Origin of the sequence: Kitasatospora sp. NPDC096140 (genome assembly GCF_040303045.1) — a bacterium.
Classification (GTDB): domain Bacteria; phylum Actinomycetota; class Actinomycetes; order Streptomycetales; family Streptomycetaceae; genus Kitasatospora.
The window spans coordinates 85586-110040 of the sequence record NZ_JBEOUW010000001.1 but is presented as its reverse complement, the minus strand read 5'-3'; the positions used below and the strand labels follow the sequence as shown (position 1 = coordinate 110040).

Annotated in this window: 24 protein-coding genes; 12 read left to right on the top strand and 12 right to left on the bottom strand. The window is 73.2% G+C overall.

Annotated elements, in window-relative coordinates; genetic code table 11:
• Positions 1-33: 33 nt before the first annotated feature.
• A complete protein-coding gene (locus tag ABT048_RS00510) occupies positions 34-624 on the bottom strand; it encodes a helix-turn-helix domain-containing protein (RefSeq protein WP_350519272.1) in 591 nt (196 codons plus the stop codon).
• Between the two features lie 217 nt (positions 625-841).
• On the opposite strand from ABT048_RS00510, the gene ABT048_RS00505 reads away from it, so the two are divergent.
• Together ABT048_RS00505 and ABT048_RS00500 are read left to right on the top strand one after the other, a co-directional pair.
• Positions 842-1687 (top strand): AzlC family ABC transporter permease, encoded by an 846-nt coding sequence (locus tag ABT048_RS00505; RefSeq protein ID WP_350519049.1) that lies wholly within the window; start codon positions 842-844, stop codon positions 1685-1687.
• Positions 1687-1995, top strand: coding sequence for an AzlD domain-containing protein (locus ABT048_RS00500; protein ID WP_402802169.1), 309 nt, complete (start codon positions 1687-1689; stop codon positions 1993-1995). The genes ABT048_RS00505 and ABT048_RS00500 overlap by 1 nt, the downstream gene beginning before the upstream one ends.
• Positions 1996-2001: 6 nt before the next feature.
• Here ABT048_RS00500 and ABT048_RS00495 read toward each other — a convergent pair whose 3' ends face one another.
• The gene (locus ABT048_RS00495; RefSeq protein ID WP_350519047.1) at positions 2002-2553 is read right to left on the bottom strand and encodes a GNAT family N-acetyltransferase; all 552 of its coding nucleotides are present in this window, start codon (positions 2551-2553) and stop codon (positions 2002-2004) included.
• 128 nt (positions 2554-2681) lie between these two features.
• On the opposite strand from ABT048_RS00495, the gene ABT048_RS00490 reads away from it, so the two are divergent.
• From ABT048_RS00490 to ABT048_RS00465, 6 genes are all read left to right on the top strand, one after another.
• Complete coding sequence (locus ABT048_RS00490) at positions 2682-3869, top strand: acyl-CoA dehydrogenase family protein (RefSeq protein WP_350519046.1); 1188 nt, start codon at positions 2682-2684, stop codon at positions 3867-3869.
• A 74-nt stretch (positions 3870-3943) separates the two neighbouring features.
• Positions 3944-4318 carry a hypothetical protein gene (locus ABT048_RS00485; RefSeq protein ID WP_350519045.1) on the top strand — a complete coding sequence of 125 codons (375 nt, stop codon included), beginning with the start codon at positions 3944-3946 and terminating at the stop codon, positions 4316-4318.
• Positions 4319-4395: 77 nt separating this feature from the next.
• Positions 4396-5166, top strand: a complete 771-nt coding sequence (locus tag ABT048_RS00480) for an ATP-grasp domain-containing protein (RefSeq protein WP_502893953.1) — start codon at positions 4396-4398, stop codon at positions 5164-5166.
• A 264-nt stretch (positions 5167-5430) separates the two neighbouring features.
• Positions 5431-6309, top strand: a complete 879-nt coding sequence (locus ABT048_RS00475) for an alkaline phosphatase family protein (RefSeq protein ID WP_350519044.1) — start codon at positions 5431-5433, stop codon at positions 6307-6309.
• A gap of 564 nt (positions 6310-6873) precedes the next feature.
• Complete coding sequence (locus ABT048_RS00470) at positions 6874-7356, top strand: hypothetical protein (RefSeq protein WP_350519043.1); 483 nt, start codon at positions 6874-6876, stop codon at positions 7354-7356.
• Between the two features lie 345 nt (positions 7357-7701).
• Positions 7702-8976 carry a multidrug effflux MFS transporter gene (locus ABT048_RS00465; protein ID WP_350519042.1) on the top strand — a complete coding sequence of 425 codons (1275 nt, stop codon included), beginning with the start codon at positions 7702-7704 and terminating at the stop codon, positions 8974-8976.
• 159 nt (positions 8977-9135) lie between these two features.
• On the opposite strand, the gene ABT048_RS00460 is transcribed toward ABT048_RS00465, so the two are convergent.
• The 9 genes from ABT048_RS00460 to ABT048_RS00420 all read right to left on the bottom strand — a co-directional run bounded on the left by ABT048_RS00460 (position 9136) and on the right by ABT048_RS00420 (position 17530).
• Positions 9136-11190 (bottom strand): glycosyl hydrolase family 18 protein, encoded by a 2055-nt coding sequence (locus ABT048_RS00460; protein ID WP_350519041.1) that lies wholly within the window; start codon positions 11188-11190, stop codon positions 9136-9138.
• A gap of 538 nt (positions 11191-11728) precedes the next feature.
• Positions 11729-12307 (bottom strand): hypothetical protein, encoded by a 579-nt coding sequence (locus ABT048_RS00455; protein WP_350519040.1) that lies wholly within the window; start codon positions 12305-12307, stop codon positions 11729-11731.
• Positions 12308-12443: 136 nt separating this feature from the next.
• The gene (locus ABT048_RS00450) at positions 12444-13391 is read right to left on the bottom strand and encodes an ABC transporter substrate-binding protein (protein WP_350519039.1); all 948 of its coding nucleotides are present in this window, start codon (positions 13389-13391) and stop codon (positions 12444-12446) included.
• A 48-nt stretch (positions 13392-13439) separates the two neighbouring features.
• Positions 13440-14117, bottom strand: a complete 678-nt coding sequence (locus ABT048_RS00445; protein ID WP_350519038.1) for an ABC transporter permease — start codon at positions 14115-14117, stop codon at positions 13440-13442.
• On the bottom strand, positions 14114-14782 hold the full coding sequence (locus ABT048_RS00440; RefSeq protein WP_350519037.1) for an ABC transporter permease: 669 nt from the start codon (positions 14780-14782) through the stop codon (positions 14114-14116). Before ABT048_RS00440 ends, ABT048_RS00445 begins: the two co-directional genes overlap by 4 nt.
• Complete coding sequence (locus tag ABT048_RS00435; RefSeq protein ID WP_350519036.1) at positions 14772-16052, bottom strand: ABC transporter ATP-binding protein; 1281 nt, start codon at positions 16050-16052, stop codon at positions 14772-14774. The genes ABT048_RS00440 and ABT048_RS00435 overlap by 11 nt, the downstream gene beginning before the upstream one ends.
• 294 nt (positions 16053-16346) lie before the next feature.
• Positions 16347-16733, bottom strand: a complete 387-nt coding sequence (locus tag ABT048_RS00430) for a rhodanese-like domain-containing protein (RefSeq protein ID WP_350519035.1) — start codon at positions 16731-16733, stop codon at positions 16347-16349.
• A complete protein-coding gene (locus ABT048_RS00425; protein ID WP_350519034.1) occupies positions 16727-17254 on the bottom strand; it encodes a cysteine dioxygenase in 528 nt (175 codons plus the stop codon). Before ABT048_RS00425 ends, ABT048_RS00430 begins: the two co-directional genes overlap by 7 nt.
• A gap of 198 nt (positions 17255-17452) precedes the next feature.
• The gene (locus ABT048_RS00420) at positions 17453-17530 is read right to left on the bottom strand and encodes a putative leader peptide (RefSeq protein WP_101948289.1); all 78 of its coding nucleotides are present in this window, start codon (positions 17528-17530) and stop codon (positions 17453-17455) included.
• A gap of 382 nt (positions 17531-17912) precedes the next feature.
• Here ABT048_RS00420 and ABT048_RS00415 point away from each other — a divergent pair, with 382 nt between their 5' ends.
• The 4 genes from ABT048_RS00415 to ABT048_RS00400 all read left to right on the top strand — a co-directional run bounded on the left by ABT048_RS00415 (position 17913) and on the right by ABT048_RS00400 (position 23003).
• Positions 17913-18755 (top strand): nitrilase-related carbon-nitrogen hydrolase, encoded by an 843-nt coding sequence (locus ABT048_RS00415; protein ID WP_350519033.1) that lies wholly within the window; start codon positions 17913-17915, stop codon positions 18753-18755.
• Positions 18756-18766: 11 nt separating this feature from the next.
• Positions 18767-20197, top strand: coding sequence for a dihydropyrimidinase (gene hydA, locus ABT048_RS00410; RefSeq protein WP_350519032.1), 1431 nt, complete (start codon positions 18767-18769; stop codon positions 20195-20197).
• Positions 20198-20339: 142 nt separating this feature from the next.
• Complete coding sequence (locus tag ABT048_RS00405; protein WP_350519031.1) at positions 20340-21353, top strand: TIGR03842 family LLM class F420-dependent oxidoreductase; 1014 nt, start codon at positions 20340-20342, stop codon at positions 21351-21353.
• A 39-nt stretch (positions 21354-21392) separates the two neighbouring features.
• A complete protein-coding gene (locus ABT048_RS00400) occupies positions 21393-23003 on the top strand; it encodes an NCS1 family nucleobase:cation symporter-1 (RefSeq protein WP_350519030.1) in 1611 nt (536 codons plus the stop codon).
• A 121-nt stretch (positions 23004-23124) separates the two neighbouring features.
• Here the strand turns inward: ABT048_RS00400 and ABT048_RS00395 are convergent, their stop codons facing one another.
• Positions 23125-24369, bottom strand: coding sequence for a glycosyltransferase (locus ABT048_RS00395; protein WP_350519029.1), 1245 nt, complete (start codon positions 24367-24369; stop codon positions 23125-23127).
• Between the last annotated feature and the right edge of the window lie 86 nt (positions 24370-24455).

The window sequence follows — 24455 nt, the reverse complement described above, 5'->3', positions numbered from 1 at the left end:
ACCGGGGGGCTGACTGAGTCAACTGACGCTGCGTCAGATGTGCTCCATCACGATCACCGCCAGGGTGTCCGGAGCCAGGGCGCGGAAGACGTGCGGGGAGTCGCCCGGGTAGCTCACGTAGTCGCCCGGGCCCAGCTCGACCGGCGCCTCCGTCGGCCCGACCAGGGCGCGTCCGGAGCCGATCATCACGTGCTCGACGGTGCCGGGCATGTGCGGGTCGGAGGCCCTGGTCTCGCCCGGCTGCGCCTCGATCCGGTAGATGTCGCGCCGGGCGTTGGGCGGGCAGGAGGAGAGCACGGTGGCGGCGTAGTCGGCGCGCTCGGAGTGGGTCACCGGGCCCTCGCCGGCCCGGATCACCTTGACCGCGGGGCGCGGCGGGTCGACCAGGCGGCTGAACGGCACGTTCAGCGCGACCCCGAGTGCCCAGAGCGTCTCCACGCTGGGGTTGCCCGCGCCCGACTCCAGCTGGGAGAGCGTCGACTTGGCGATCCCCGCGCGCCGGGCCAGTTCGGCCATCGACAGCCCGCTGCGCTCGCGCTCGCGCCGGATGGAGGCGGCGATCTGGCCGATCAGCTCGGTTCCGGAGCCGCCGGCGGCGATGGCCGGGGTGGTCTGGTCACTCATGCTCGCCACTCACGCTCTCCTCTGGCTCCTTCACTGCCCGCCGGACCTGCCGGGCCGCCGGGCCGCCGGTGCGACCCGTATGACCCGTACGACCGGTGCCGTTCATGCTGCCACGACCGCCCGGGCCTGCGGGCATGCTCGGATCGACCGGCGTTCGGCCTGTCGGTCTCATTGTTCGCCTTGACGAACCCGGGGGAACGGGTTCACTCTAATGGACATGCGTTCGCTACTCCGAACACTGGAGCGTGCCACTCTTCGTGACATCGCCCTGGTCTGCCTGGCCGACGCCCTCGTCGGCGCTTCCTTCGGCGCGATCAGCGTCTCCGGCGGTCTGCCCCTGTGGGTGCCGGTCGTGCTCTCCGTCCTCGTGTTCGCGGGCGGCTCCCAGTTCGCGGCGGTCGGCGTGGTGCTGTCCGGCGGCGGCGTGCTCGCGGCCGTCGCCACCGGCCTGGTGCTCAACGCCAGGCTGCTGCCCTTCGGCTTCACCGTCGCCGACGTCCTCGACGGCCCGTGGTGGCGCCGGCTGGTCGGTGCGCAGCTGATCACCGACGAGACCGCCGCCTTCGTCCTGCAGCAGCGCGGGCCGCGGCGGCGCAGGGCCGTGTTCTGGCTCTGCGGGATCGCCCTGTACGCGGTGTGGAACGTCTCGGTGCTGCTCGGTGCCGTCGCGGGCGGGATGATCGGCGACACCGACGCGCTGGGCCTGGACGCCGCCTTCCCCGCGGTGCTGCTCGCGCTGGTGCTGCCCTCGCTCACGGACCGCCGCACCCGTACGGCCGCGGTCGTGGGCGCGGTGGTGGCGGTCGCGGTCACGCCGTTCGTACCGGGCGGGCTGCCGGTGCTGCTCGCCCTCGTCGGGCTGCTGTTCGCCGGCCAGCCGGGCGCGGCGGAGGCGTCCGACGGGAAGGTGCCCACGGACGAGGCGTCCGCCGGGGAGACGTCCGAGGGGGAGAACGACGGGCGGCCACCCGCGGGCGAGGCGTCCGAGAGGAAGGCTCCCGTGCCGGCCGGCCGGGTGGTTCGGGCGGATCCGCCGATGACGATGAAGGAGGCGGCCCGATGATGCCGCTCTACGCCGTGCTGTTGCTGGCCGTCGGGACGTACGCCTTCCGGCTCGCCGGGCCGCTGCTCGGCGGTCGGCTCACCCTCTCCGACCGGCTGCGGCACCTGCTGGCGGTCGCCGCGGCGGTGCTGCTGGTCGCCCTGGTGGCGACCGGGGCGCTGACCCAGGGGCACGGCTTCGCGGGGTGGGCCCGCCCGGCGGGGGTGCTGGTCGCGGGGGTGCTCGCCGTGCGCCGGGCGCCGTTCCCACTGGTGGTCGTCGCGGGCGCGGCGACGACGGCGGTGCTCCGGCTGTGCGGGGTGGGGTGAGCCGACTCAGCCGCCCAGGGCCTTGAAGAAGACGGTCGTCGGGTGGAGGACCCCCGACGGGTCCGTCGCGTAGTCCGGGACCGAACCGACCCGGGTCCAGCCCGCCGCCGCGTACATCCGCTCCGCGGGGCTCCCCGTCTCGGTGTCCAGGACGAGCAGCCGCAGTCCCAGACCGTGCGCCCGCTGCTCCAGCGCCGCCAGCAGCCGCCCGGCGAGCCGGTGCCCGCGGTCCGCCGGATGCACCATCAGCTTGGCCACCTCGCCCCGGTGCCGGCCGTTCGCGGGTGCCGCCGGGCGCAGCTGGACCGTCCCGGCCAGCCGTCCGTCCGCCCCGGCCCGGACCGTCCACAGCAGCAGCCGGCCGTCCGCGACGTCCGGGCCCAGGGCCCGCCACCACGCGAGGGCCTCGCGGTGGTCCAGCGGTGCGAGGAAGCCCAGCGAGGCGCCGGCGTGCACGGTGTCCACCAGCAGCGCGGCCAGCTCCTCCGCCACGCCGGGCAGCTCCTCCGCCGTCACCGGGCCGATCGCGTACGCGTCGTCGGCCACGAAGCCGTCCATGTCGCTTTCCTCACTCGCTCGCACCCACCACGGCCCGGCCACGTGCGGAATACTCGCCGGTACTCCGCAGACCCACGCCGGGACCGGGCGCCGAGACCGGTACTCCGCCGAGACTACAAGGAGCTTCGATGACGAAGCCGACCCGGATCGACCCGTCCGACCTGCTCGCCGTCGGCGACCTCCTCACCGACGAGGAGCGGCTGATCCGCGACACCGTCCGCCGGTTCACCGAGGAGCGGATCCGCCCCCACATCGGCGACTGGTTCGAGCGCGGCGTCTTCCCGGCCCGTGAACTCGCCCCCGAACTCGGCGCCCTCGGCGTGCTCGGCATGCACCTCGACGGCTACGGCTGCGCGGGCGCCGGCGCGGTGGCCTACGGCGTGGCCTGCATGGAGCTGGAGGCGGCGGACTCGGGGCTGCGCAGCTTCGTCTCCGTCCAGGGCTCGCTCGCCATGCGCTCGATCCACGCCTTCGGCTCCGAGGAGCAGAAGCAGCGCTGGCTGCCCGGCATGGCCGCCGGCGAGCTGATCGGCTGCTTCGGGCTCACCGAGCCGGACTTCGGATCCGACCCGGCGAACATGCGCACCCGGGCGGTCCGCAAGGGCGGCGAGGGCGGCGACTGGGTGCTGTCCGGCAGCAAGATGTGGATCACCAACGGCAGCATCGCCGACGTCGCCGTGGTCTGGGCGCAGACCGAGGAGGGCGTGCGCGGATTCCTGGTCGAGCGCGGCACCCGCGGCCTGACCACCACCGACGTGCACGGCAAGCTCTCCCTGCGCGCCTCCGTGACCAGCGAGCTCGCCTTCGACGAGGTGGTCCTGCCCGCCGACGCCGTGCTCCCCGGGGTGGTCGGCCTGCGCGGGCCGCTCTCCTCCCTCAACGAGGCCCGCTACGGCATCCTCTGGGGCACCGTCGGCGCCGCCCGTGACTGCTACACCGCCGCGCTGGACTACGCCAAGAGCCGGATCCAGTTCGACCGTCCGATCGCCGGCTTCCAGCTGACCCAGCAGAAGCTGGTCGAGATGATGCTGGAGGTCGAGAAGGCCTACCTGGTGGCGCTGCGGATCGGCCGGCTCAAGGAGGACGGCGCGGCCCGCGCGCCGCACGTCAGCTTCGGCAAGCTCAACAACGTCCGCGCCGCACTGGAGATCGCCCGCAGCGCCCGGACGGTCCTCGGGGCGAACGGCATCACCACGGAGTACCCGGTGCTGCGGCACGCCAACAACCTGGAGTCGGTGCTCACCTACGAGGGGACCAGCGAGATCCACACCCTCGTCCTCGGCGAGGCCATCACCGGCGAGCCCGCGTACCGCTGACCGGCCGTCCACCCCGCCTGAGCAGGAGAAATCCGGTGGCCGGGCCCGCGACGACCCGGCTACCGTTCCCTGCCATGACCAGTCAGCACGCCCGGACACCCCGGACCACCACCCTCTGGCGCCCCACCGGGCCCCAGGAGCTGGCGCTGGTCGAGGCCGCCGACTGGCGTGCCTGGCCGGCCCGCCTGCCCGACCAGCCGATCTTCTACCCCGTCCTCGACGAGGACTACGCGATCCGGATCGCCCGGGACTGGAACGTCCCCGCCTCGGGCGTCGGCTACGTCACCCGCTTCGAGGTCGAGACCGGGTTCCTGGCCCGCTACCCCGTGCAGCAGGTCGGCGGCCGGACGATCCTCGAACTCTGGGTGCCCGCCGAGGAGCTGGACGAGTTCAACCGGCACATCGTCGGCCGCATCGAGGTCGTCCACGAGTTCCGGCCCGCGCCGTGACGGGGCCGACCGCCGCGGGGCCGGGTGGGCACGTGGCGGCCGCGTGGGCGGGTGGGCCGGCGGCGGCCGACCGCGTCCTGCTCACCTCGGCCCAGCCGACCAGCACCACCGCCCTGCTCGTCGAGGCGGCCGCCCGACGCGGTCTCACCACCGCCGTCCTGCACGGCCCGGAGACGGTCCGGCAGCTCGCCGGGCGGCCCGTGCACTGGTACGGCGGGCCGCTCGCCGCCGCCCGGATCGCCGCTCCGCTGGGCCTGGCCCTGCTCGAACCCGAGGACGACTGGCTCGCCCGGCTCCCCGAGGAGTTCACCCGCCGCCGGATCGAGCTGACCACGCTCGCCGAGGCCTGGACGCTGCGCCACCCGGCGTTCGTCAAGCCGCCGGCCGACAAGTCGCTGCCGCCCGCCGTCTACCCGGACGGCTCCCGGCTGCCGCGCACCGGGGAGCGGATCGGTCCGGACACGCCCGTGCTGGTCAGCGAGCCGGTGACGTTCGCCGCCGAGTACCGGCTGTTCGTCCGCGACGGCGAGGTGCTCACCGGCAGCCGCTACGCCCGCTTCGGCCGGCTCGACCCGGCGCCGACCACCCCCGAGGCCGTCGCCTTCGCCCGCCGGCTGCTCGCGGCCGTCGGCGACACCCTGCCCGGGGCGGTCGCCCTGGACGTCGGCCCGATCGCCGACCCGTACGACCCGGCCGAGCGGTGGGCCGTGGTCGAGGCCAACCTGCCGTGGTTCGCGCACTGCTACGCCGCCGACCCGGAGCGCGTCCTGGACGTCGTGCTGCACGCCGCCGGCCCGGCCGCCGAGCTCGCGGAGACCGACCGCCGCTTCGTCCGCGCGGTCGCCTGACCGAGGGTCGGTCCGTCCGGTCCTCCGGTGCCGGGTCGGTCGGGACGGTATGGCTGCCCCGGGGCGGTCGGGACGGCCTTCCGGCCCCGGGCCCGTCCGGACGGCCGTCGGACGGCCGATCGGCGATCTCCCGACACCCGGCGGACACCTGCCGTTCGACGGTGCGACGCCGGACGGTACGGCGGCCGGTGAAGCATGGCGCGGTCGGCGGCGGCCCCTGACGGGCGCGGCCGAGCGCGTGCACGACCGAAAGGAACCCCCGCCATGTCCGCTGTCCAGTGGCCCCGCCCCCGGGTGCTCGTCGTCGGGATCGACGGCGTCCGCCACGACTACCTCGCGCAGGTGCCGATGCCGCGCCTCCAGGAGGTCGCCGAGGCCGGGTTCCTGGTGCCGGTCACCGTGGCGGACAGCACGCCGACCATGTCCGGCCCGTGCTGGGCCACCATCGTCACCGGCGTCGAGCCCGCCAAGCACGGCGTCTGGGGCAACCACCTGGCCGGCAACCGGCTGGACGTGTTCCCCGACTTCGCCACCCGTCTCAACCGCGGCGACCGCCGCCGCACCTTCGTCGCGGCCGGCTGGGACCCGCTGATGATCAACGAGTCCGGTGGCCCGCTCTTCCGCGCCCCCGGCCGGCTCTCCTACATCGCCCCGGCTGAGGACACCCCCGAGGCCTGGGAGGTCGTGGACGAGGAGGTCACCCGGGAGGCCGTCCACGTCCTCGGCACCGCCGACCCCGAGGCCTCCTTCGTCTACCTCGGCGCCGTCGACGAGACCGCCCACTTCCTCGGCTGCGGCGACGAGTACCGCGCCGCCATGCTCGCCGCCGACGAGCGCCTCGGCCGCCTCCTGGACGCCGTCCGCGGCCGCGCCACGTACGCCGAGGAGCAGTGGACCGTCATCGTCGTCACCGACCACGGCCACGTCGACGCCGGCGGCCACGGCGGCCGCACGGTCGAGGAGCGGACGGCCTGGGTCGCCTGCGCCGGGCACGGCATTCCGGCCGGACCGCCCGCCAGGGAGATCCGCCACCCGGACGTCGCCGCCCAGGTGTACGCCTCCCTGCTGCGCCCGATCGACCCGCACTGGACCCTCGACGGACGCCCCTTCCCGGTGGCCCGCCCGGTGCCCGTGACGGTCTGACCCGTGGCGGTCCGACTCGTGGCGGTCCGACTCGTGGTCGTCCGACCCCGTGGCGCGGACCGGTGGGCCCGCGCCGATCCGCGCCGATCTGCAGGTCCGCGGCGATCCGCGGGACCCGGCCGAACGCGGCCGGACCCGACGGCGACCTGACGCCCCGGGGTCCCGATGCCCCGGGTGCAGCAGGCCCGGCTGCGGCGGTGCCGGGCTTGAGCGAGGCTCGATCGGGGCTCGGGCGGCACTCGACCCGGGTGTGCCAACCTGAGCGCCGGACCGGCACGTGCCGGTCCTCCGGAGCTCAGCGCCTCTGCCGGACGGCATACGCCTGAAGGTGGAGACGGTACCCCGTGGGTTGGAGACAAGATCGCGACTTGGTGGTGACGCTCCGCCGGAGCGGCACGGGCCACGATGGTTGCACCGGATGGCGCAGTGCGTCGGCCGGGCCGGCAGAGCAGACCCAAGCGGATCCAGATGGCTGCCGGCGGCGGACGCGGGGCGACGGAACCGGGCACGGACACCGGCCGAGAGCACCGGCCACGGACACGGACACGGAGAGGACAGTCGGGCATGAAGGGCATCGTGAGCAAGGTCGCGCTGGGAGTCGCGGGCACCGGCATGGCCGTGGCCGTGGCGGCCGTGGCAGTCGGTCCGAGGGTGTCCGACTGGTACGACGGCCGCCACCAGGAGCAGGCCTCGTACGAGACCGGCACCCAGGCCAAGGCCGACGGCCGCTCGATGCCGGCCTGGCTGCCCGACAACGCCTCCGGCGTGAAGTACCTGATGTCCACCACGGGCGACGACCGCCTGCTGCGCGCCACCCTTCCGGAGGGGCGGCTGCCCGTCGGCTGCACCACCGGGCTGCCGGGCAAGTCCGCGCACCCGGTGCCGATGACGCTCAAGGCCGGCTGGTTCCCGGAGGGCGTCGCGGCCAAGGCCAGCGGCACCTGCGGGCACTACAACGTGACGCTGACCGGTAACCAGCTCTACGCCTGGCAGGACGGCGCGGCGGTGCAGGCGGCCCTCCGCGCCGAGCACGCCGCCAAGCACTGAGCACCCACCGGGCGCCGTGCGCCGAGCGCTGACCGGGCCTGAGCAGCCACCGGGCCTGAGCAGCCGCCGGGCCTGAGCAGCCACCGGGCCTGAGCGCCGGCAGGGTACGGAGCGCCGACCGGCCCGGAGGCGGCGGAACGGCCGATCTGGCCGGGAAACAGACGGACCACCAAGCGGCCCGCCGGGCACCGAGAGGTGCGGGCGGGCCGCCCCCGTGCGTGTACGGTACGTCGGTGTGCGGGAGCGGCGACCGCACTCGGGTGCGCCCCCTGCTGTCGGAACCGGACCGGGCTGCGATAGGACGGAGCGCGAACGACCCCCGTCGCCCCGTCCGTGAGGAGAGCCATGCCCGGCCCGACCGTCGGCCCCACCGATGACACGTCGACCGCAGCCGTCACCACACCCGCCACCGGCCAGGCCGGCACCGGTTGGGCCACGATCGCCGTCCTGGGCGGCCTCACCGCACTCGGACCGCTCACCACCGACCTCTACCTCCCCGGCCTGCCCGCGATCGCCGACGACCTGGTGGCCGAACCGGCCGCCGTCCAGCTCACCCTCACCTTCTCGATGTTCGGGGTCGCGGCCGGGCAGATGCTCTTCGGACCGCTCAGCGACCGCTTCGGGCGCCGCCCGCCGCTGCTCGTCGGACTCGTCGTCTACACCCTGTCCAGCGTGGTGTGCGCGCTCGCGCCGAACCTGTCGGTCCTGATCGCCGCCCGCTTTGTCCAGGGCGCGGCGGGATCGGCCGGGCTGGTCATCGGGCGCGCCGTCTCCCGGGACCGCTTCCAGGGCGTCGCGCTGCTGCGCTTCCTCGCCTCGATCGCGCTGATATCGGGGCTGGCGCCGATCCTCGCCCCGATCATCGGCGCGCAGCTGCTGCGGTTCACCTCGTGGCGCGGCACCTTCGGCACGCTCACCGCGCTCGGCCTGCTGCTCACCCTGGCCGCGTTCGGCGCGCTGCGCGAGACGCTGCCGCCGGAGACCAGGGAAGCCGGCGGGGTGGGCGCGACCTTGCGGGCGATGGGGCGGTTGCTGCGCAACCTGCCGTTCCTCGGGCTGGCGCTGACCAGCTCCCTCGCCTTCGGTGCGCTGTTCGGTTACATCAGCGGGTCCTCGACGGTGCTCCAGCACGTCTACCAGGTCTCGCCGCAGACCTACAGCCTGCTGTTCGGGCTGAACTCGGTGGCGATCGTGGTGATGACGCAGGTGAACGGGCGCGTGCTGGCGCCGCGCTGCACGGCGCGGGCGCTGATGCTGGGCAGCCTCGCGGTGGCGGTCGCGGCCGGGGCGGCGCTGGTGCTGCTGACGACGGTGTGGGACTTCGGGCTGGTCGGGTTCTGTGCGCCCCTGTTCGTGATGATGGGCAGCTTGGGGGTGCTCCTGCCGAACACCGCCGCGCAGGCGCTCGGCCTGGTCGAGCCGCAGGTCGCCGGCACCGCGTCGGCGCTGCTCGGGACGGGCAACTTCCTGGTCGGCGCGGTGGTCGCCCCGTTGAGCAGCCTCGGCGGCCGGCCGTCCGCGGTGCTGCTGGCCGTGGTGGTCCTGGTCTGCGGGCTGCTGGCGAGCGCGGCGTACCTGGCGCTGTGCCGGCCGGCGCGGATGCGGGCGGCAGGGGCCTGAGGCGAAGCCGGGCGGACGGACGAACGGATGACAGCTGACAGATGTTGAAATCTGTCAGCTGTCATCCGTCATCTGTTATTTGTCGGCCGCCATCCGTAGGCCGTCATTCGGCGGCCGTCATACGGCGTCCGGCGTCCGTCGTCCGTCCGGTGCCACCCGCTACGCGATCGAGAAGTCGTCCCCGAACACGTTGCCCTGGCCGTACCAGCCGTGCAGGTACACGGTGACGGTGCCGGAGGCGCCGGTGGTGAAGGGGACGGACAGCTTGGTCCAGCCGGCGGAGTTGGCCCAGGTGGCGGCGCTGGCGCCGCCGCTGACCCCGACGTAGGCGTAGTTGCCCTGCACCCAACCGGACAGCGTGTAGCTCGTGTTGGGCTTCAGCGTGACGCTCTGGGAGCACTGGCCGGTCTGGCTCGCGGTGGCCGCGGCCTGCAGCGCGTGGGTGCCGGAGTGGGCCGGGGTGGAGACCACGGCGCCGCCGCTCTGGCAGGTCCACGGAGCGAGCGCGCCGCTCTCCAGGTCACCGTTGACCACGCCGGTCGTCGGGGTGGTCCCGGTGACGGTCAGCGAGTAGGTCGTGGCGTGGGTGCCGGACGGCGCGGTGGCGGTCACGGTCAGCGGGTAGGTGCCCGCTGCCGCGGCCGAGGTGGTGGAGACGTTGAGCGTGGCGTTGCTCCCGGCGGTGACGCTGCCGGGGGTGACGGTCGCGGTGACGCCGGCCGGTGCGCCGCTGACCGAGAGGTTGACGCTCTGCGCCGAGCCCGCCGTCACGGCCGTCGCGATGGTCGCCGATGCCGACGAACCGGCCGCCACGGTACCGGAGTTCGGGTTCACCGCGACCGAGAAGTCATTGCCGGGCTGGGTGCCGGTGACGTTCAGCGTGAAGACGCCGGTGTGACTGCCGGAGGCCGCCGAACCGGTCACGGTGATCGGGTAACTGCCGGGCGCCGCGGCCGAGGTGGTGGAGATGTTGAGTGTGGCGTTGCTCCCGGCGGTGACGCTGCCGGGGGTGACGGTCGCGGTGACGCCGGCCGGTGCGCCGCTGACCGAGAGGTTGACGTTCTGCGCCGAGCCCGCCGTCACGGCCGTCGCGATGGTCGCCGAGATGGACGAACCGGCGCTGACCGTACCGGAGTTCGGGCTGACGGAGACCGAGAAGTCGTTGCTCACCGTGGAGCCGCTGGTGAACGGCGCGAAGATGTGGGTGAAGTCCCAGGTGTTCTGGTTGATCCCGGAGCAGGAGTCGCTCCCGGCCGTCCCGGGGCAGCCGCCGTTGTCGCGCTGCAGCGCCCAGAAGGACAGGGTGTTGATGCCCTTGGAGACCGCCCAGTTGTACACGGTGGTGGCGTTGGCCACGGTGAAGGTCTCGGCCGCCCCGTAGTCGTCGATGCCGAGCATCTCGGTGATCCCGATCGAACCCCAGAGCTGGGCGGGGGTCTTGGACGGATAGAGCCTGGCCAGCTGGTTGTAGAGGCCCTGCGCGGAGGTCTGGGTGTCGGCCGCCATGTCGTGGGTGGCGCCGTCGTAGTAGTCGAAGGTCATCATGTTGACGACGTCGATCCGCGCGTTGTTGCTGACCGCGTTGCGCAGCACCGCGAGGCCGCTGTCGGCGAGCCCGCCGGTGGTGGTCGGAAGGGTGTAGGAGAACTGGATGCTCCGCCCCTTGGTGGCGGCCCAGTCCTGCACCAGCTTGATCGCCTTGTTGCGGCGGTCGATCCCGGCGGTGTTGGTCAGCGAGTTGTCCTCGATGTCGAGGTCGATCCGGCTGATGTCGTAAGTCGTGATGACGTTCTCGAAAGCGGCCGCGATCTGGTTGACGTCGGTGCAGCTGTCGGCCAGTTCGGTGCCGGTGTTGTCGGCGGTGTAGCCGCCGAAGGACGGGATCACGTCTCCGCCGTTGGCGCGGATGGTGGCGATGTCGGCGCCGAAGGTCGAGGAGGAGACCGGCATGGAGGAGTCGCCGTTCCAGTACGGCGTGCACGAGCCCTTGGTGGCGGCCTGCAGGAACGCCATGGTCAGGTGCTTGGCGCCGGACTGCGCGGCCAGCTGGGCCGGGCTCTGGCCGGTCCAGGCTTCGAAGTAGGGGGCGAAGACCCGGCTGGGGAGTGGGGTGGCGGCCTGGGCGGGGGCCGTTCCGACGGCGACCAGGCCGGCCGAGGCGGCCAGCGTGGCGCAGGCCGTCAGGGCGGCCTGGATCGTTCTGCGAAGACGCATGGATTCTCCAACAGACTTGGTGGGGCAGGACGTTGGGGAGGTGCGATCGATCCCGGGCGGGCGGCCGTGTGGGGAGCGGCCGGGTGAGCCCTGGCCCGGGGATCGGATCGGGAGCGGTGCGGTGTGCGGGCGTGCGGCGGTCCACCGACTCGCGTGGAGGCGGGCGGCGGCGCGTGTGCACGCGGCTGTACGGAGCGGGGGTGGAGCGGAACAGGGCAGGGCAGGGCAGTGCCTCAGCCGCCGGTGGTCACACCCCCACAGTGCATCCCGGTCGGATCGACATGCTTATGTTTGGACTAGACCACTGGTCTGTCAAGAGACCTGACAGTTCGTCAGCATACGGCCCGGGCGGCCGTAGGGCGCGGATTGGCGGCCGGGGTGGAGGGGTCGCCCGGGGGAGCGTCACCGGGGCGGAAGGAGACCGTGGCCGCGCACCCGGTGGGTGGGGCGCGGCCACGGCGGCCCGGCGCTCAGGACACCGGGCGGTTCGGGGCGTCGCGGCGCGGGCGCCGCGAGCGGGGGTGGCGTGACGCGTGGGTCAGCGCGCGGCGGGGCAGAGCGTGGCGCGCAGCGCGTCGTTGATCTTGGCGGCGGTGTCCGGCCCGAAGCCCTGCGGGTGGTCGGGCGAGGTGAAGCGCTGGTTGGCCAGCTCGACCAGCTTCCCCTTGTCCTTGGGGAACTGGTACATCGACTGGCACTGGTTGCGCGCCCGGTCCACGGCCTGGTCCGGCTTGCCGCCGACGATCGCCGGGTCGATCGCGTCCAGTGCGGCGACCAGCTTGCCGGTCAGGTCGGCGCCCGGCTTGGTGGGCAGCCCGGCGTCGGCGGGCGGGGCGGGCTTGGCCGGTGCGGGGGCTCCCGAGGCGCCGGCGTCGGCGGGCGCGGCGGGCGTACCCGCCGAGCCGTCGGCCGTGGGGGCGGCCGTGCCGGGCGCGGGGGCCGCCGGCGTCGGGGCGGCGTCCGAGGGTGCGGCGGCCGAAGCGGTGGAGGCGGCGGTGGCGGTGGGGGAGCCGGCCGCGGAGGTGGCCTTGCCCGAGCTCGATCCGGAGCTGGAGCAGGCAGCGAGGCTCACCGCGGCGAGTGCCGTGAGGGTGGCGGCGAGGAGTCGAGTGCGCATGGCGCCCAGACTGTCATGTTCGCGGCGCGGAAGGGAAGGTCCCCGGGGAGTGCGGGCGGGGGCGCCGGGAACGGCGGACGGCGGCCCGGGGAGCGAGTCCCCGGGCCGCCGTCCGTCGTGCGGGCCGGACCGGTCGTCAGCCCAGGCCGTTGGACTTCAGCCAGTCCTTGGCCACCGCCGACGGGTCCTCCTTGTCCACCGCGACCCGCTTCATCAGCGCCGTCAGCCCCGCGGTGTCGAGCTTGGCCGACACCGCGTCGAGCGCCGCCGTCGCGGTGGCGTCCACACCGGCCTTGTTGACCAGCGGGGTGATGTTCTGCGCGCCGAAGACGTTCTTCGGGTCGGCCAGCGGGACGAGCTTGTACTGGACGATCTTCGGGTCGGTGGTGAACACGTTGCCGACCTGGATGCCGCCGTCCTTGAGCGCGTTCGCGGTGGTGTCGGCGGTGGGCTTCCACTCCTTGAACGTCAGCGCGTAGACGTCCTTGAACTGCTGCTCGCGGCGGGACTTGAACTCCGGCGGGCCGCCGATGGTGAACTCGCCGGCCTTGGCGGCCAGGTCGTCGATGCTCTTGAGGTTGTACTTGGTGGCGGTCTCCTGGGAGACGCTGAGCGAGTCCTTGTCCTCGGCGGGGGAGGAGGCGAGGATCCCCAGCGAGGCCGGCAGCGTCTTGGCGAGCGCCGCGTTCACGTCCTGGGTGGTGACGGCGGTGGCCTTGGCGTCCAGGTAGGCGAGCAGCGCACCGTTGTACTCGGGCAGGACGGTGAGGTTGCCGCTCTGCAGCTGGCCGTAGAGCACCTCGCGGCTGCCGATGTTGAACTTCTCCTCGACCTTGACGCCCTTGGCCTTGAGGGCCTGCGAGTAGATCGAGCCGAGCAGCACGTTCTCGGGGAAGTTCGCGGAGCCGACGACCACCGTCGAACCGGAGCCGCCGCCCGAACCGCCCGCCGCCGGGGCGCCTGATGCCGCCGAGGCGCTGGAACCCCCGCCGAGCGGGTCGCCGCCGGAGGAACCGCAGGCGGTGGCGCCGAGCGCGAGCGCGGCGAGCGTGCCGATCACGACCGCGCGTCGGCTTCGCTTCATTGTCGACATGGTGACAGATGTCCTTCCGGGAGGATGGGGAGAGGTGGTTCAGCTGGCCCGCTGCTGGGCGCGCACCCCGGGCGGGAGCGCGAACCGGGCGAGCAGGGCGAAGAACAACTGGGCGCCGACCGCGAGCAGCACCACCAGCAGCGCCCCGCCCACGGTCACGGCGTACTTGCGGGTCGCCAGCCCGTCGATGACGTAGCGGCCGAGCCCGCCCAGCCCGACGTAGGCGGCGACCGTGGCGGTCGCGATCACCTGGACGGTCGCGGTGCGGAAGCCCGCCAGCAGGGTCGGCGCGGCCGAGGGCAGGCAGACCTGCGTCAGCACCTGGGGGTGGGTCAGGCCGATGCCGCGCGCGGCGTCCCGGACGTCCGGGTCGGTGCCGCGCACCCCCTCGACGGCGGCCACCAGCAGCGGCGGCGCGGCGAGCGCGACCAGCGGGATCAGGACCGCGGTGTCGCCGACCCCGGCGAGCAGCACCGCCAGCGTCACCAGCCCGAGGGTGGGCAGGGCGCGGGCGGCCCCGGCCAGCGCGGTCACCACGGTGACACCGCGCCCGGTGTAACCGATCAGCAGCCCGAGCGGGACGGCGAGCAGCGCCGCGAACAGCACGGCCTCGCCGGAGAGCAGCAGGTGTTCGTAGACCCGGTGCACGATCGCGTCCGGGCCGCTGCGGTGGTCCGGGGAGGTGAAGAAGTCTCCCAGCCAGTCGAGCCAGTTCACGAGCCCGCCCCCTTCTCCCGGACGGCCCAGGGTGCGAGCACCCGCCGGGCCCCCACCAGCACCAGGTCGACGGCCAGCGCGAGGACGGCGATCAGCGCGATGCCGGCCACGATCGGGGTCGGGAAGGTGCGCTGGAAGCCGTCGATGAACAGGTAGCCGAGCCCGCCGCGGCCGACCAGCGCCCCGACGCTCGCCAGCGAGATGCTGGACACCGCCGCGACCCGCAGTCCGGCGATCAGGTACGGGACGGCGGCGGGCAGTTCGACCGAGGTCAGCCGGTGCCACGGCCCGTACCCCATCGCGGTGGCGGCCTGCCGGACGGCGTCCGGGACGGCGCGCAGCCCGTCCACGGTGGTCGGCAGCAGGACGGCGAGGGCGTAGAAGGTGAGCGGGATCATCACCGTCGCCTGGGTGGCGAGCCCGGTGTACGGGATCAGCACCACGAACACGGCCAGCGAGGGCAGTGCGTAGACGATGTTGAACACGGCGGACAACGGCTGGTAGAGCCGGGGGAAGCGGGTGCAGGCGAGGCCGAGCGGGACGGCCAGCAGCAGGCCGATGAGCACGGGGACGAGGGCGATCACGGCGTGGTCGGCGAGCAGGTGGCCGAGGTAGCCGAGGTGGTCGCCGATCCAGTACCAGCGGACGATCGGTTCATCGTCCACCGGAGGCCCCGTCCTGGCCGTCGCCGTTCTCGGTGGTGTCGTTCCCGGTGGCGCCGTGCTCGCGGCCGCCGTTCCCGGTGGTGCCGTCCTTTCCGCCGCCGTCCCCGTTGCTGCTGTTCGAGGGCGGTGCGGCGAAGGGCCCGTCGGTGCGGACGGCACCGTCGGCGCCCGGCCGGAGCGCGGCGAGGACGGCCTCGCGGCTCGCGGTGCCGGTGGCGCGGCCCTCGGCGTCCAGTGCGACCGCGACCCCGGCGGGGGAGAGGACGGCGGCGTCCAGCGCGGTGCGCAGGGTGTCGGTGTCCGGGCGGAAGCCGGCGGCCGGGTGCAGCTCGGCGGTGACCGCGTCGCGGTCGATCCAGCCGATCGGGCGGCGCTCGTCGTCCAGCGCCAACTCCCAGCCCCCGTACCTGAGTCCGCCACCGGAGCCGTTCGTGACGCCGCCTCCCGCGCCGTTCGTGACGCCGACCCCTGAGCCGTCCTTGAGCCCGTTGCCCAGGGGGCGCAGCACGACGGCGTGTGCGGGGCACAGGCCGAGGCCGCGCAGGCCGCGGTCACGGCCGAGGAAGGCGGCCACGCCGTCGTCGGCGGGGGTGGTGAGCAGGGTGTGCGGGTCGGCCAGCTGGGCGATCCGGCCGCGCTCGCGCAGCACCACCACCTGGTCGCCGAGCCGGACGGCCTCCTCGATGTCATGGGTGACGAACAGCACCGTCTTGTGCAGCTCGGACTGCAGCCGCAGCAGCTCCTCCTGGAGCCCGGCGCGCACGACCGGGTCGACGGCGCTGAACGGTTCGTCCATCAGCAGCACCGGCGGGTCGGCGGCCAGGGCGCGCGCCACGCCGACCCGCTGCTGCTGCCCGCCGGACAGCTGGAACGGGTACCGCTTGGCGGTCTCGGGTGCGAGCCCGACCAGTTCGAGCAGTTCGGCGGCCCGCGCGCGGGCCTTCTTGCGGTCCCAGCCGAGCAGGTAGGGGACGGTGGCGATGTTGTCGATCACCTTGCGGTGCGGGAACAGCCCGGCCTGCTGGATCACGTAGCCGATGCCGCGCCGCAGTTTGGCGGGCTCCAGCTCGGCGACGTCGGTGCCGTCCAGCAGTACGCGGCCCGAGGTGGGCTCGACCATCCGGTTGACCATGCGCAGCAGGGTGGTCTTGCCGCAGCCGGACGGTCCGACCAGGACGGTTATCCGACCGGTCGGGACCTCAAGGTCCAGGCCCTCGACGGCGACTGTGCCGTCGGGGTGGCGCTTTCCGGCGCCCTCGAATCTGATCACGGGGTGTTTCCTCGTCAGGGCGCCCGGAGGAGGCGGCGCCTGTGTCGGTCGGTCTTTCGGTTGTTGGCGGTTTGTCGACAAACAGCGGTGCGGATCGGTGCCGGTGGCGCTTGTCGTACCAACCGCCCCGGGCAATCCTCCGCCCGCGTGGCTGCCCAGGATCGGACCGGCGGAAACTCCGATCAGACTATGACCTGCATCATCTCCTGTCTCTGATTTACCGTCGGGCGCGTGCCGTGCGGCCGACACCGTGGCTGGGCCCCGGCGAGGCCCGGCAGCCGCGGTGGTCCCGGGTCAGCCGCCCGGACGGGTCGGCAGACCGGCCGCCGCCCAGCCGACGAACCCGCCGTCCAGGTCGGTCGCCCGGTGCAGGCCCAGTTCACGGAGCGAGGCGGCGGCCAGGCTGGAGGCGTAGCCCTCCGAGCAGACCACGATCACCTCGATGTCGTAGCCCGCGGCCTCGGGGATCCGGTGACTGCCCGTCGGGTCGAGCCGCCACTCCAGCACGTTGCGTTCGATGATCAGCGAGCCCGGGATCTCCCCCTCGGCCGCCCGCTGGGCCGCCGGGCGGATGTCCACCAGCAGCGCGCCGTCCAGCTGCGCCTGGTACGCCTCCCGGGCGCGCGGACGGTGGACGCCCTCGCGGGCCCGCTCCACCAGGTCGTCGATCGTGGTCACCATTGCTCCGGTCCTTCCTCCGAGGTGCGCACGAGCCCTCCGGCCCGCAGGTCGTAGTGCGCCATCGAGCCCAGCGGGGGCGAGTAGGCGTGCAGGGTGACGGCCGGGCCGGACGCGGTGTTGCGCACGTCGTGCACGTACTCGGGGCCGAAGGCGCGGGCGGTGCCGGCCGGCACCCGGCGGATCAGCAGGCCCTGGTCCGGACCGCCGAGGGACAGCTCCTCCAACTCGCCGAGGGCGACGGTGAACGCCCCGCGGGAGCCGCCGTGGTCGTGGAAGCCGGTGGACTGGCCGGGGAGCCAGCTGATCAGCCACACCTCGTGGTCGTCCTCGGCCACCAGGCGCCGGTACCAGCGCTCCTCGGTGGCGAGGCGGACGTGGTGGATCCACCGGTCGGGCTGCTCGGCCAGCTCGCGGACGATGGTCCGCAGGGTGCCGGGGCTGAGCGGGGCGCGGGCGTCCACCGCGGGGGGCGTGGTCGTCGGGGGCTCGGAGACGGGGGCCGGGCCGGTGTGCAGGCTCATCAAGGCGTCCTCGGGTGCGCGGGAACGTCGGCGGGTGTGCCCGGGGGCGGCGCGGATCGGCGGGCGCGGGCCGACGGAGCGGCCCGGTACGCACGGGGTGCGCCGGGGTGCGGGCGGGAAGGTCAGGACTGCGGGTGCGGGTGCGCGGCGTGGGCCCTGGCAGACGTCACAGGGCGGGACCGGCGGGGGAGTGCGAGGTCAACAGGCACAGATGGAACTCGCCTGGCGTCGCAGATCGACGTGCAGGCGGCAGACCAGAGTGGTGCCGGAGTCCATGCCCGGGATCCTTGCCGAGCGAACCGGACGAAGTCAAGCCGCGCCGACCGTCCGTCGATCTTCCGCCGTGCGCTGTCCGCCGCCGCCGCGGCCGAACGGGAACGCGGCGGCTCGAATGAGTAAGGAGGCTACGGACGGGGTAGATGAGCTTTTCATCCCACCCACGGCCGCCCGCGTGTCCGCACAACGAGATCGCCCCAGACGCGTTTCCGCCGACGTATTGTCAGGCCACCAAGGCCCGGCCTACCGTCAACAGATCGCTTTCTACGCACGTAGACCCCCTGCGGATCCCCGAGCGGACCCGCAGGTGAGACCCGCCCCGTCAACCATCTCACCGCGGGCCCGACCGTACGGCCGGGCCGCGGAGTTGCGGAGGTTTCCCATGTCGCAGATCGTCCGTGCCGCCCTCGTCCAGACGCGTTGGACCGGTGACCAGGAGAGCATGATCGCCCTCCACGAGCGGTACGCCCGCGAGGCCGCCGCCCAGGGAGCGCAGATCATCGGCTTCCAGGAGGTCTTCAACTCCCCGTACTTCTGTCAGGTCCAGGAACCCGAGCACTACCGGTGGGCCGAGGCCGTCCCGGACGGGCCGACCGTACGCCGGATGCAGGACCTCGCCCGCGAACTCGGGCTGGTGATCGTCGTCCCGGTCTACGAGGAGGAGCAGACCGGCGTCTACTTCAACACCGCCGCCGTGATCGACGCCGACGGCAGCTACCTCGGCAAGTACCGCAAGCACCACATCCCGCAGGTCAAGGGCTTCTGGGAGAAGTACTACTTCAAGCCCGGCAACCTCGGCTGGCCGGTGTTCGACACCGCCGTCGGCAAGGTCGGCGTCTACATCTGCTACGACCGCCACTTCCCGGAGGGCTGGCGCGCGCTGGGCCTGGCCGGCGCGCAGATCGTCTACAACCCCTCCGCCACGAGCCGCGGGCTGTCCGCCTACCTCTGGCAGCTCGAACAGCCCGCCGCCGCCGTCGCCAACGAGTACTTCGTCGCCGCCATCAACCGGGTCGGCACCGAGGAGTACGGCGACAACGACTTCTACGGCACCTCCTACTTCGTCGACCCGCGCGGCCAGTTCGTCGGCGACGTCGCCTCCGACAAGGAGGAGGAACTCGTCGTTCGCGACCTCGACCTCGGCCTGATCGAACAGGTCCGACAGCAGTGGGCGTTCTACCGCGACCGCCGCCCCGACGCCTACGGACCGCTCGCCGAGGCCTGAGGAGCAGCGCGATGACCACCCGCGACCCGCAGCAGCGCACCGTCGTCCGCGGCGGCCTCGTCATCACGGCCACCGAGGAACTCCACGCCGACGTCCTGATCGAGGGCGAGCGCGTCGCCGCCCTCGCCGCCACCGGCAGCTCCGCCGCCGAGGCCTGGACCGCCGACACCGTCATCGACGCCACCGGCCACTACGTCATCCCGGGCGGTGTCGACGCCCACACCCACATGGAGCTGCCGTTCGGCGGCACCGCGGCCTCCGACACCTTCGAGACCGGCACCCGGGCCGCGGCCTGGGGTGGCACCACCACCATCGTCGACTTCGCCGTCCAACCGGTCGGCGGCTCGCTGCGCGAGGGCCTGGACAGCTGGCACGCCAAGGCCGACGGCAACTGCGCCGTCGACTACGCCTTCCACACCATCGTCTCCGACGTCAACGACGGCGTGCTCAAGGAGATGGACGCCCTCGTCGACTCCGGCGAGTCCACCTCCTTCAAGCTCTTCATGGCCTACCCCGGCGTCTTCTACAGCGACGACGGCCGCATCCTGCGCGCCATGCAGCGCGGCGCCGCCAACGGCGGGCTGATCATGATGCACGCCGAGAACGGCATCGCCATCGACGTCCTGGTCGAACAGGCGCTCGCCGCCGGACACACCGCCCCGCGCTACCACGGCGAGGTGCGCCGCGAACTGCTGGAGGCCGAGGCCACCCACCGGGCGATCAAGCTCTCCCAGGTCGCCGGCAGTCCGCTCTACGTGGTGCACGTCTCCGCCGCCGCCGCCCTCGCCGAGCTCGCCCGGGCCCGCGACGAGGGGCTCAACGTCTTCGGCGAGACCTGCCCGCAGTACCTCTTCCTCTCCACCGACAACCTCGCCGAGGAGGGCGCGGACGGCTTCGAGGGCGCCAAGTACGTGTGCAGCACACCGCTGCGACCGCGCGAGCACCAGGAAGCGCTCTGGCGCGGGCTGCGCACCAACGACCTCCAGGTGGTCTCCACCGACCACTGCCCGTTCTGCTTCGTCGGACAGAAGGAGCTCGGGCGCGGCGACTTCTCGAAGATCCCCAACGGCCTTCCGGGCGTGGAGAACCGGATGGACCTGCTCCACCAGGCCGTCGTGGACGGGCACATCAGCCGGCGCCGCTGGGTCGAGATCGCCTGCACCACGCCGGCCCGGATGTTCGGGCTGCACCCGCGCAAGGGCACCATCGCGCCGGGCGCCGACGCCGACCTCGTCGTCTACGACCCCACGGCGGTGCAGACCGTCTCCGCCGCGACCCATCACATGAACGTGGACTACTCCGCGTACGAGGGCCGCCAACTCACCGGCCGGGCGCGGACGGTGCTCTCGCGGGGCACCGTCGTGCTGGACGGGGACACCTGGCTCGGCCGGGCCGGTCACGGGACCTTCCTGCGCCGCGACACCTGCCAGTACCTGCTCTGATCCACGGCCCGCGCCGTGCGGACGTCCGCTCCCTTCGTACGTCCGCTCCCTTCCGTATCCGCACGTCTTCTTGTCGACCAGCCGCCGCCCGGGCCCGACCGGCGGTCGGGCGGCGGTCCCACCCTTGTCATTGGAGCCAGTCATGGACATCGGCCTCGTCCTGCAGACCGACCCGCCCGCCCGCCTGCTCATCGACCGGATGATCCGCGCCGAACGGGCCGGGTTCAGCCACGGCTGGACCTTCGACTCCTGCGTGCTGTGGCAGGAGCCGTTCGTCATCTACAGCCGCATCCTCGCCGAGACCGAACGCCTGACCGTCGGCCCGATGGTCACCAACCCCTCGACCCGCACCTGGGAGGTCACCGCCTCCCTGTTCGGCACGCTCAACGACATGTTCGGCAACCGTACGGTCTGCGGGATCGGCCGGGGTGACTCCGCCATGCGGGTCGCCGGACGGCACCCGGCCACGCTCGCCCGGCTCTCCGAAGCCATGCACGCCATCAAGGAGTTGGCGGAGGGGCGGACCGTCGAGGTGGACGGCACCGAGATGCACCTGCCGTGGGTCGGCGAGGGCGCCTCGCTGCCGATCTGGATGGGCGCCTACGGGCCCAAGGCACTCGCGCTGACCGGCCGTCAGGCCGACGGTTTCATCCTGCAGTTGGCCGACCCATACCTGACCGAGTTCATGATCAAGGCGGTGCGGGCGTCCGCCGTCGAGGCGGGCCGGGACCCGGATTCGGTCACCATCTGCGTCGCCGCCCCCGCCTACGTCACCGCCGACGACTCGCCCGCCGCCCTCGCCCACGCGCGGGAGCAGTGCCGCTGGTTCGGCGGGATGGTCGGCAATCACGTCGCCGACCTGGTCAACCACTACGGCGAGCACTCCGATCTGGTGCCGGAGGCTCTCACCGACTACATCAAGGGCCGCCAGGGCTACGACTACAGCCACCACGGCCGGGCCGGTAATCCGGACACGGCCTTCGTCCCGGACGAGATCGTGGACCGCTTCTGCCTGATCGGCCCGGCCGAGGTGCAGCGCGAGCGCCTGGCGGAACTCCGCTCGCTCGGCGTCGACCAGTTCGCCGTCTACGCCATGCACGACGCGATCGAGAGCACCATCGACGCCTACGGGACGGACGTCATCCCCCACTTGTGACCTGCCTGTGAATCCAGGTGCGGCAGACGGGAGTTGCCCATGGCCCACACCGCGACCGGCGACGGACGGCAGTGGCATCACCCCGACGGACGGGTCGAACTCGACCCGGCCGCAGGGGAGTTGCCCGACAACGGCTTCACCAGCGACGACCTGCGGCCGGTCCCGGTGGCGCGGCGCACCTGGTCCACGTACAACTTCCTCGCGCTCTGGGTCGGCATGGCCCACAACATCCCTTCGTGGACCCTGGCCTCGGGCCTGGTCGCGATCGGCATGGACTGGAAGCAGGCGGTGCTGACCATCGCACTCGCCAACCTGATTGTGCTGGTGCCGATGCTGCTCACCGGGCACGCCGGCACCAAGTACGGCATCCCGTTCCCGGTGTTCGCCCGGGCCTCGTTCGGGCTGCGCGGCGCCAACCTGCCCGCGCTCCTCCGGGCGGCCGTCGCCTGCGCCTGGTTCGGCATCCAGACCTGGATCGGCGGGGAGGGCATCTTCCTGCTCGCGGGCAAGCTGCTCGGTGAATCATGGCGGACCGCAGGGGAGTTGGGCGGGTACCCGTGGACGCAGTGGCTGTCCTTCCTGGTGTTCTGGGTGATCGAGATGCTCATCATCGCCCGGGGGATGGAGGCACTGCGGCGCTTCGAGAACTGGGCGGCGCCGTTCGTCATCGTCGGCGCGCTCGCACTGCTCGGGTGGATCACCGTCAAGGCGGGCGGGTTCGGACCGCTGCTCGACCAGCCGTCCGCGCTGGGGTGGGGCCGAGAGTTCTGGAGGGTCTTCTTCCCGGCGCTGATGGGCATGATCGGGTTCTGGTCCACCCTGGCGCTCAACATCCCGGACTTCACCCGCTTCGGCGGCAGCCAGCGGGCGCAGATCCGCGGGCAGGCGCTCGGCCTGCCGACCACGATGACCCTCTTCGCGCTCCTGTCCGTGCTGGTCACCTCGGGCTCCCAGGCCGTGTACGGCGAACCGGTGTGGGACCCGATCCAGCTCGCCGCGAAGATGGAGAACCCGGCGGGCATCCTGTTCGCGCTGCTGACAGTCCTGGTCGCGACGCTGTCGGTGAACATCGCCGCCAACGTCGTCTCGCCGGCCTACGACCTCACCAACCTGCTGCCGCGGTTCGTGAACTTCCGCACCGGGGCGCTGATCACGGGCGTGGTCGGGATCGCGATCTTCCCGTGGCGGCTGATCGCCGACCCGCACGTCTACATCTACACCTGGCTGGGTGTGGTCGGTGGGCTGCTGGGCACCGTCGCCGGCGTCCTGATCGCGGACTACTGGCTGCTGCGCGGCACCCGCCTCCGGCTCGCCGAGCTGTACCGGCCGGGCGGGGCGTACTGGTACGCGGCGGGGTGGAACTGGCGGGCCGTGGTGGCCCTGCTGGTGGGCGGCCTGCTGGCCGTCGGGGGCTCCTACTCCACGGTGGACGCCCACGGTGTCGCGCAGGGCCCGTTCCCGGCGAACGGCCTCGTCCCCCTCCTCAAGCCGCTCGCCGACTACGGCTGGGCCGTGGGCCTCGCGGCTGCGGCGAGCCTCTATGTGCTCCTCAACCTCGGTCGGCGGACCGGGGCCGGGGCCGGGGTTGAGGCCGGGGTTGAGGCCGGGTCCGAGCCCGGGTCCGGGCCCGAGCCCGGGGCTGAGGCCTGAGGGCGGCGGGCGGACGGGTGGCGGCGAACAGCTGACAGATTTCGAAATCTGTCAGCTGTCAGCTGTTCGCTGTTTGCTGATCGTTGTTCGTTGTCATCTGTCGCGCGCCGCCTGCCGCTCGTCACGAGCCTGCTGCCGCCCGCTCGACGGCGGCGAGGACCTTTGCGGCGCCGTCCTCGGCGGCGAGGGCGGCGGCGACGGCGCGGGCGCGGGCGCGGTGGTGCGGGGTGTCCAGGGTGCGGCGGAGGGCGGCGGCGAGCCGGTCGGGGGTGAGGGACCGGAGGGGTACGGGGCCGGGGGAGACCCCGAGGGCGGCGAGCCGGGCGGACCAGAAGGGGGCGTCCAGCTGGGCGGGGACGGGCACGGTGGGCGTCCCGGAGCGGAGGGCGGCAGCCGTGGTGCCGGCGCCGGCGTGGTGGACCACCGCGGCGGTGAGGGGGAACAGCCAGTCGTGCGGGGTGTCGCCGATGGTCAGCACGGTGTCCGTGTCCTCGGCGGCCAGGCCGCTCCAGCCCGTCTGCAGGAGGAGCCGCACCCGGGCGCTGCGAGCTGCCGCGAGGACGGTGGCGGTGAGTCGTTCGGGATCCGGGACGACCAGGCTGCCGAAGCCGACGAAGACCGGCGGCGGACCGGCGGCGAGGAAGTCGAGGAGCCTGGCCGGGGGTTGCCAGTCGGGCTGTGCAGCCGGCCACCAGTAGCCCGCCACGTCCAGCCGGGGGTGCCAGTCGGGCGGGCGGGGGACGACCGTCGGCGAGAAGCCGTGCAGGACGGGGTGGTTGCGTCGGGCCCGGGCGATGCCGAGCGGCGGCAGGCCGAGCCGACGGCGCAGCCCGCGTACGGCCGGGACGAACAGCTGGTCGGTCGCGGCCTGGACGGCGTGCCCGGCGAGCAGGTTGCCGGGTCGGGAGAGCGACCGGGCGCCCGTGACGGCGGGCGCGAACTCCCTGGTGGGGGCGATGGGTTGGAGGAACAGTCCGATGGTGGGGACGTCGGCGGCCTCGGCGGCGACCTGGCCGAGCGCGCTGGTGGTGCTGGTGGTCAGCAAGAGGTCGGTGCCGAGCGCGACGGCCTCGGCGATGCCGTCACCGAGTGCGGGCATGAACTTCCGGCCAAGTCGCAGGAGTTGGAGGACGGCCCCCGGTCCGCTGCCGGCCTTCAGCAGTCGCCGCCCCTGTTCGGAGGCGAGTTCGGCGCGCGGGTCGACCGGCAACGCCCGGAACTCCAGCCCGGCCGCTCGCACGGAATCGGCGAAGGCGGTGTGAGTGGCGACGGCCACCTGGTGGCCGGCCGCCCGCAGACGGACCCCGAGCCCGGTGAAGGGGGCCACGTCGCCGCGGGACCCGGCGGTGGCGATCAGGATGCGCATGGCCGCAGTATTCCGGCGCGGGCGGCCCTCAGGAAGGACACCACGCAGGGTGGGACGGGGAAGGGCGGTGGCCGGTCCCGGGTGCG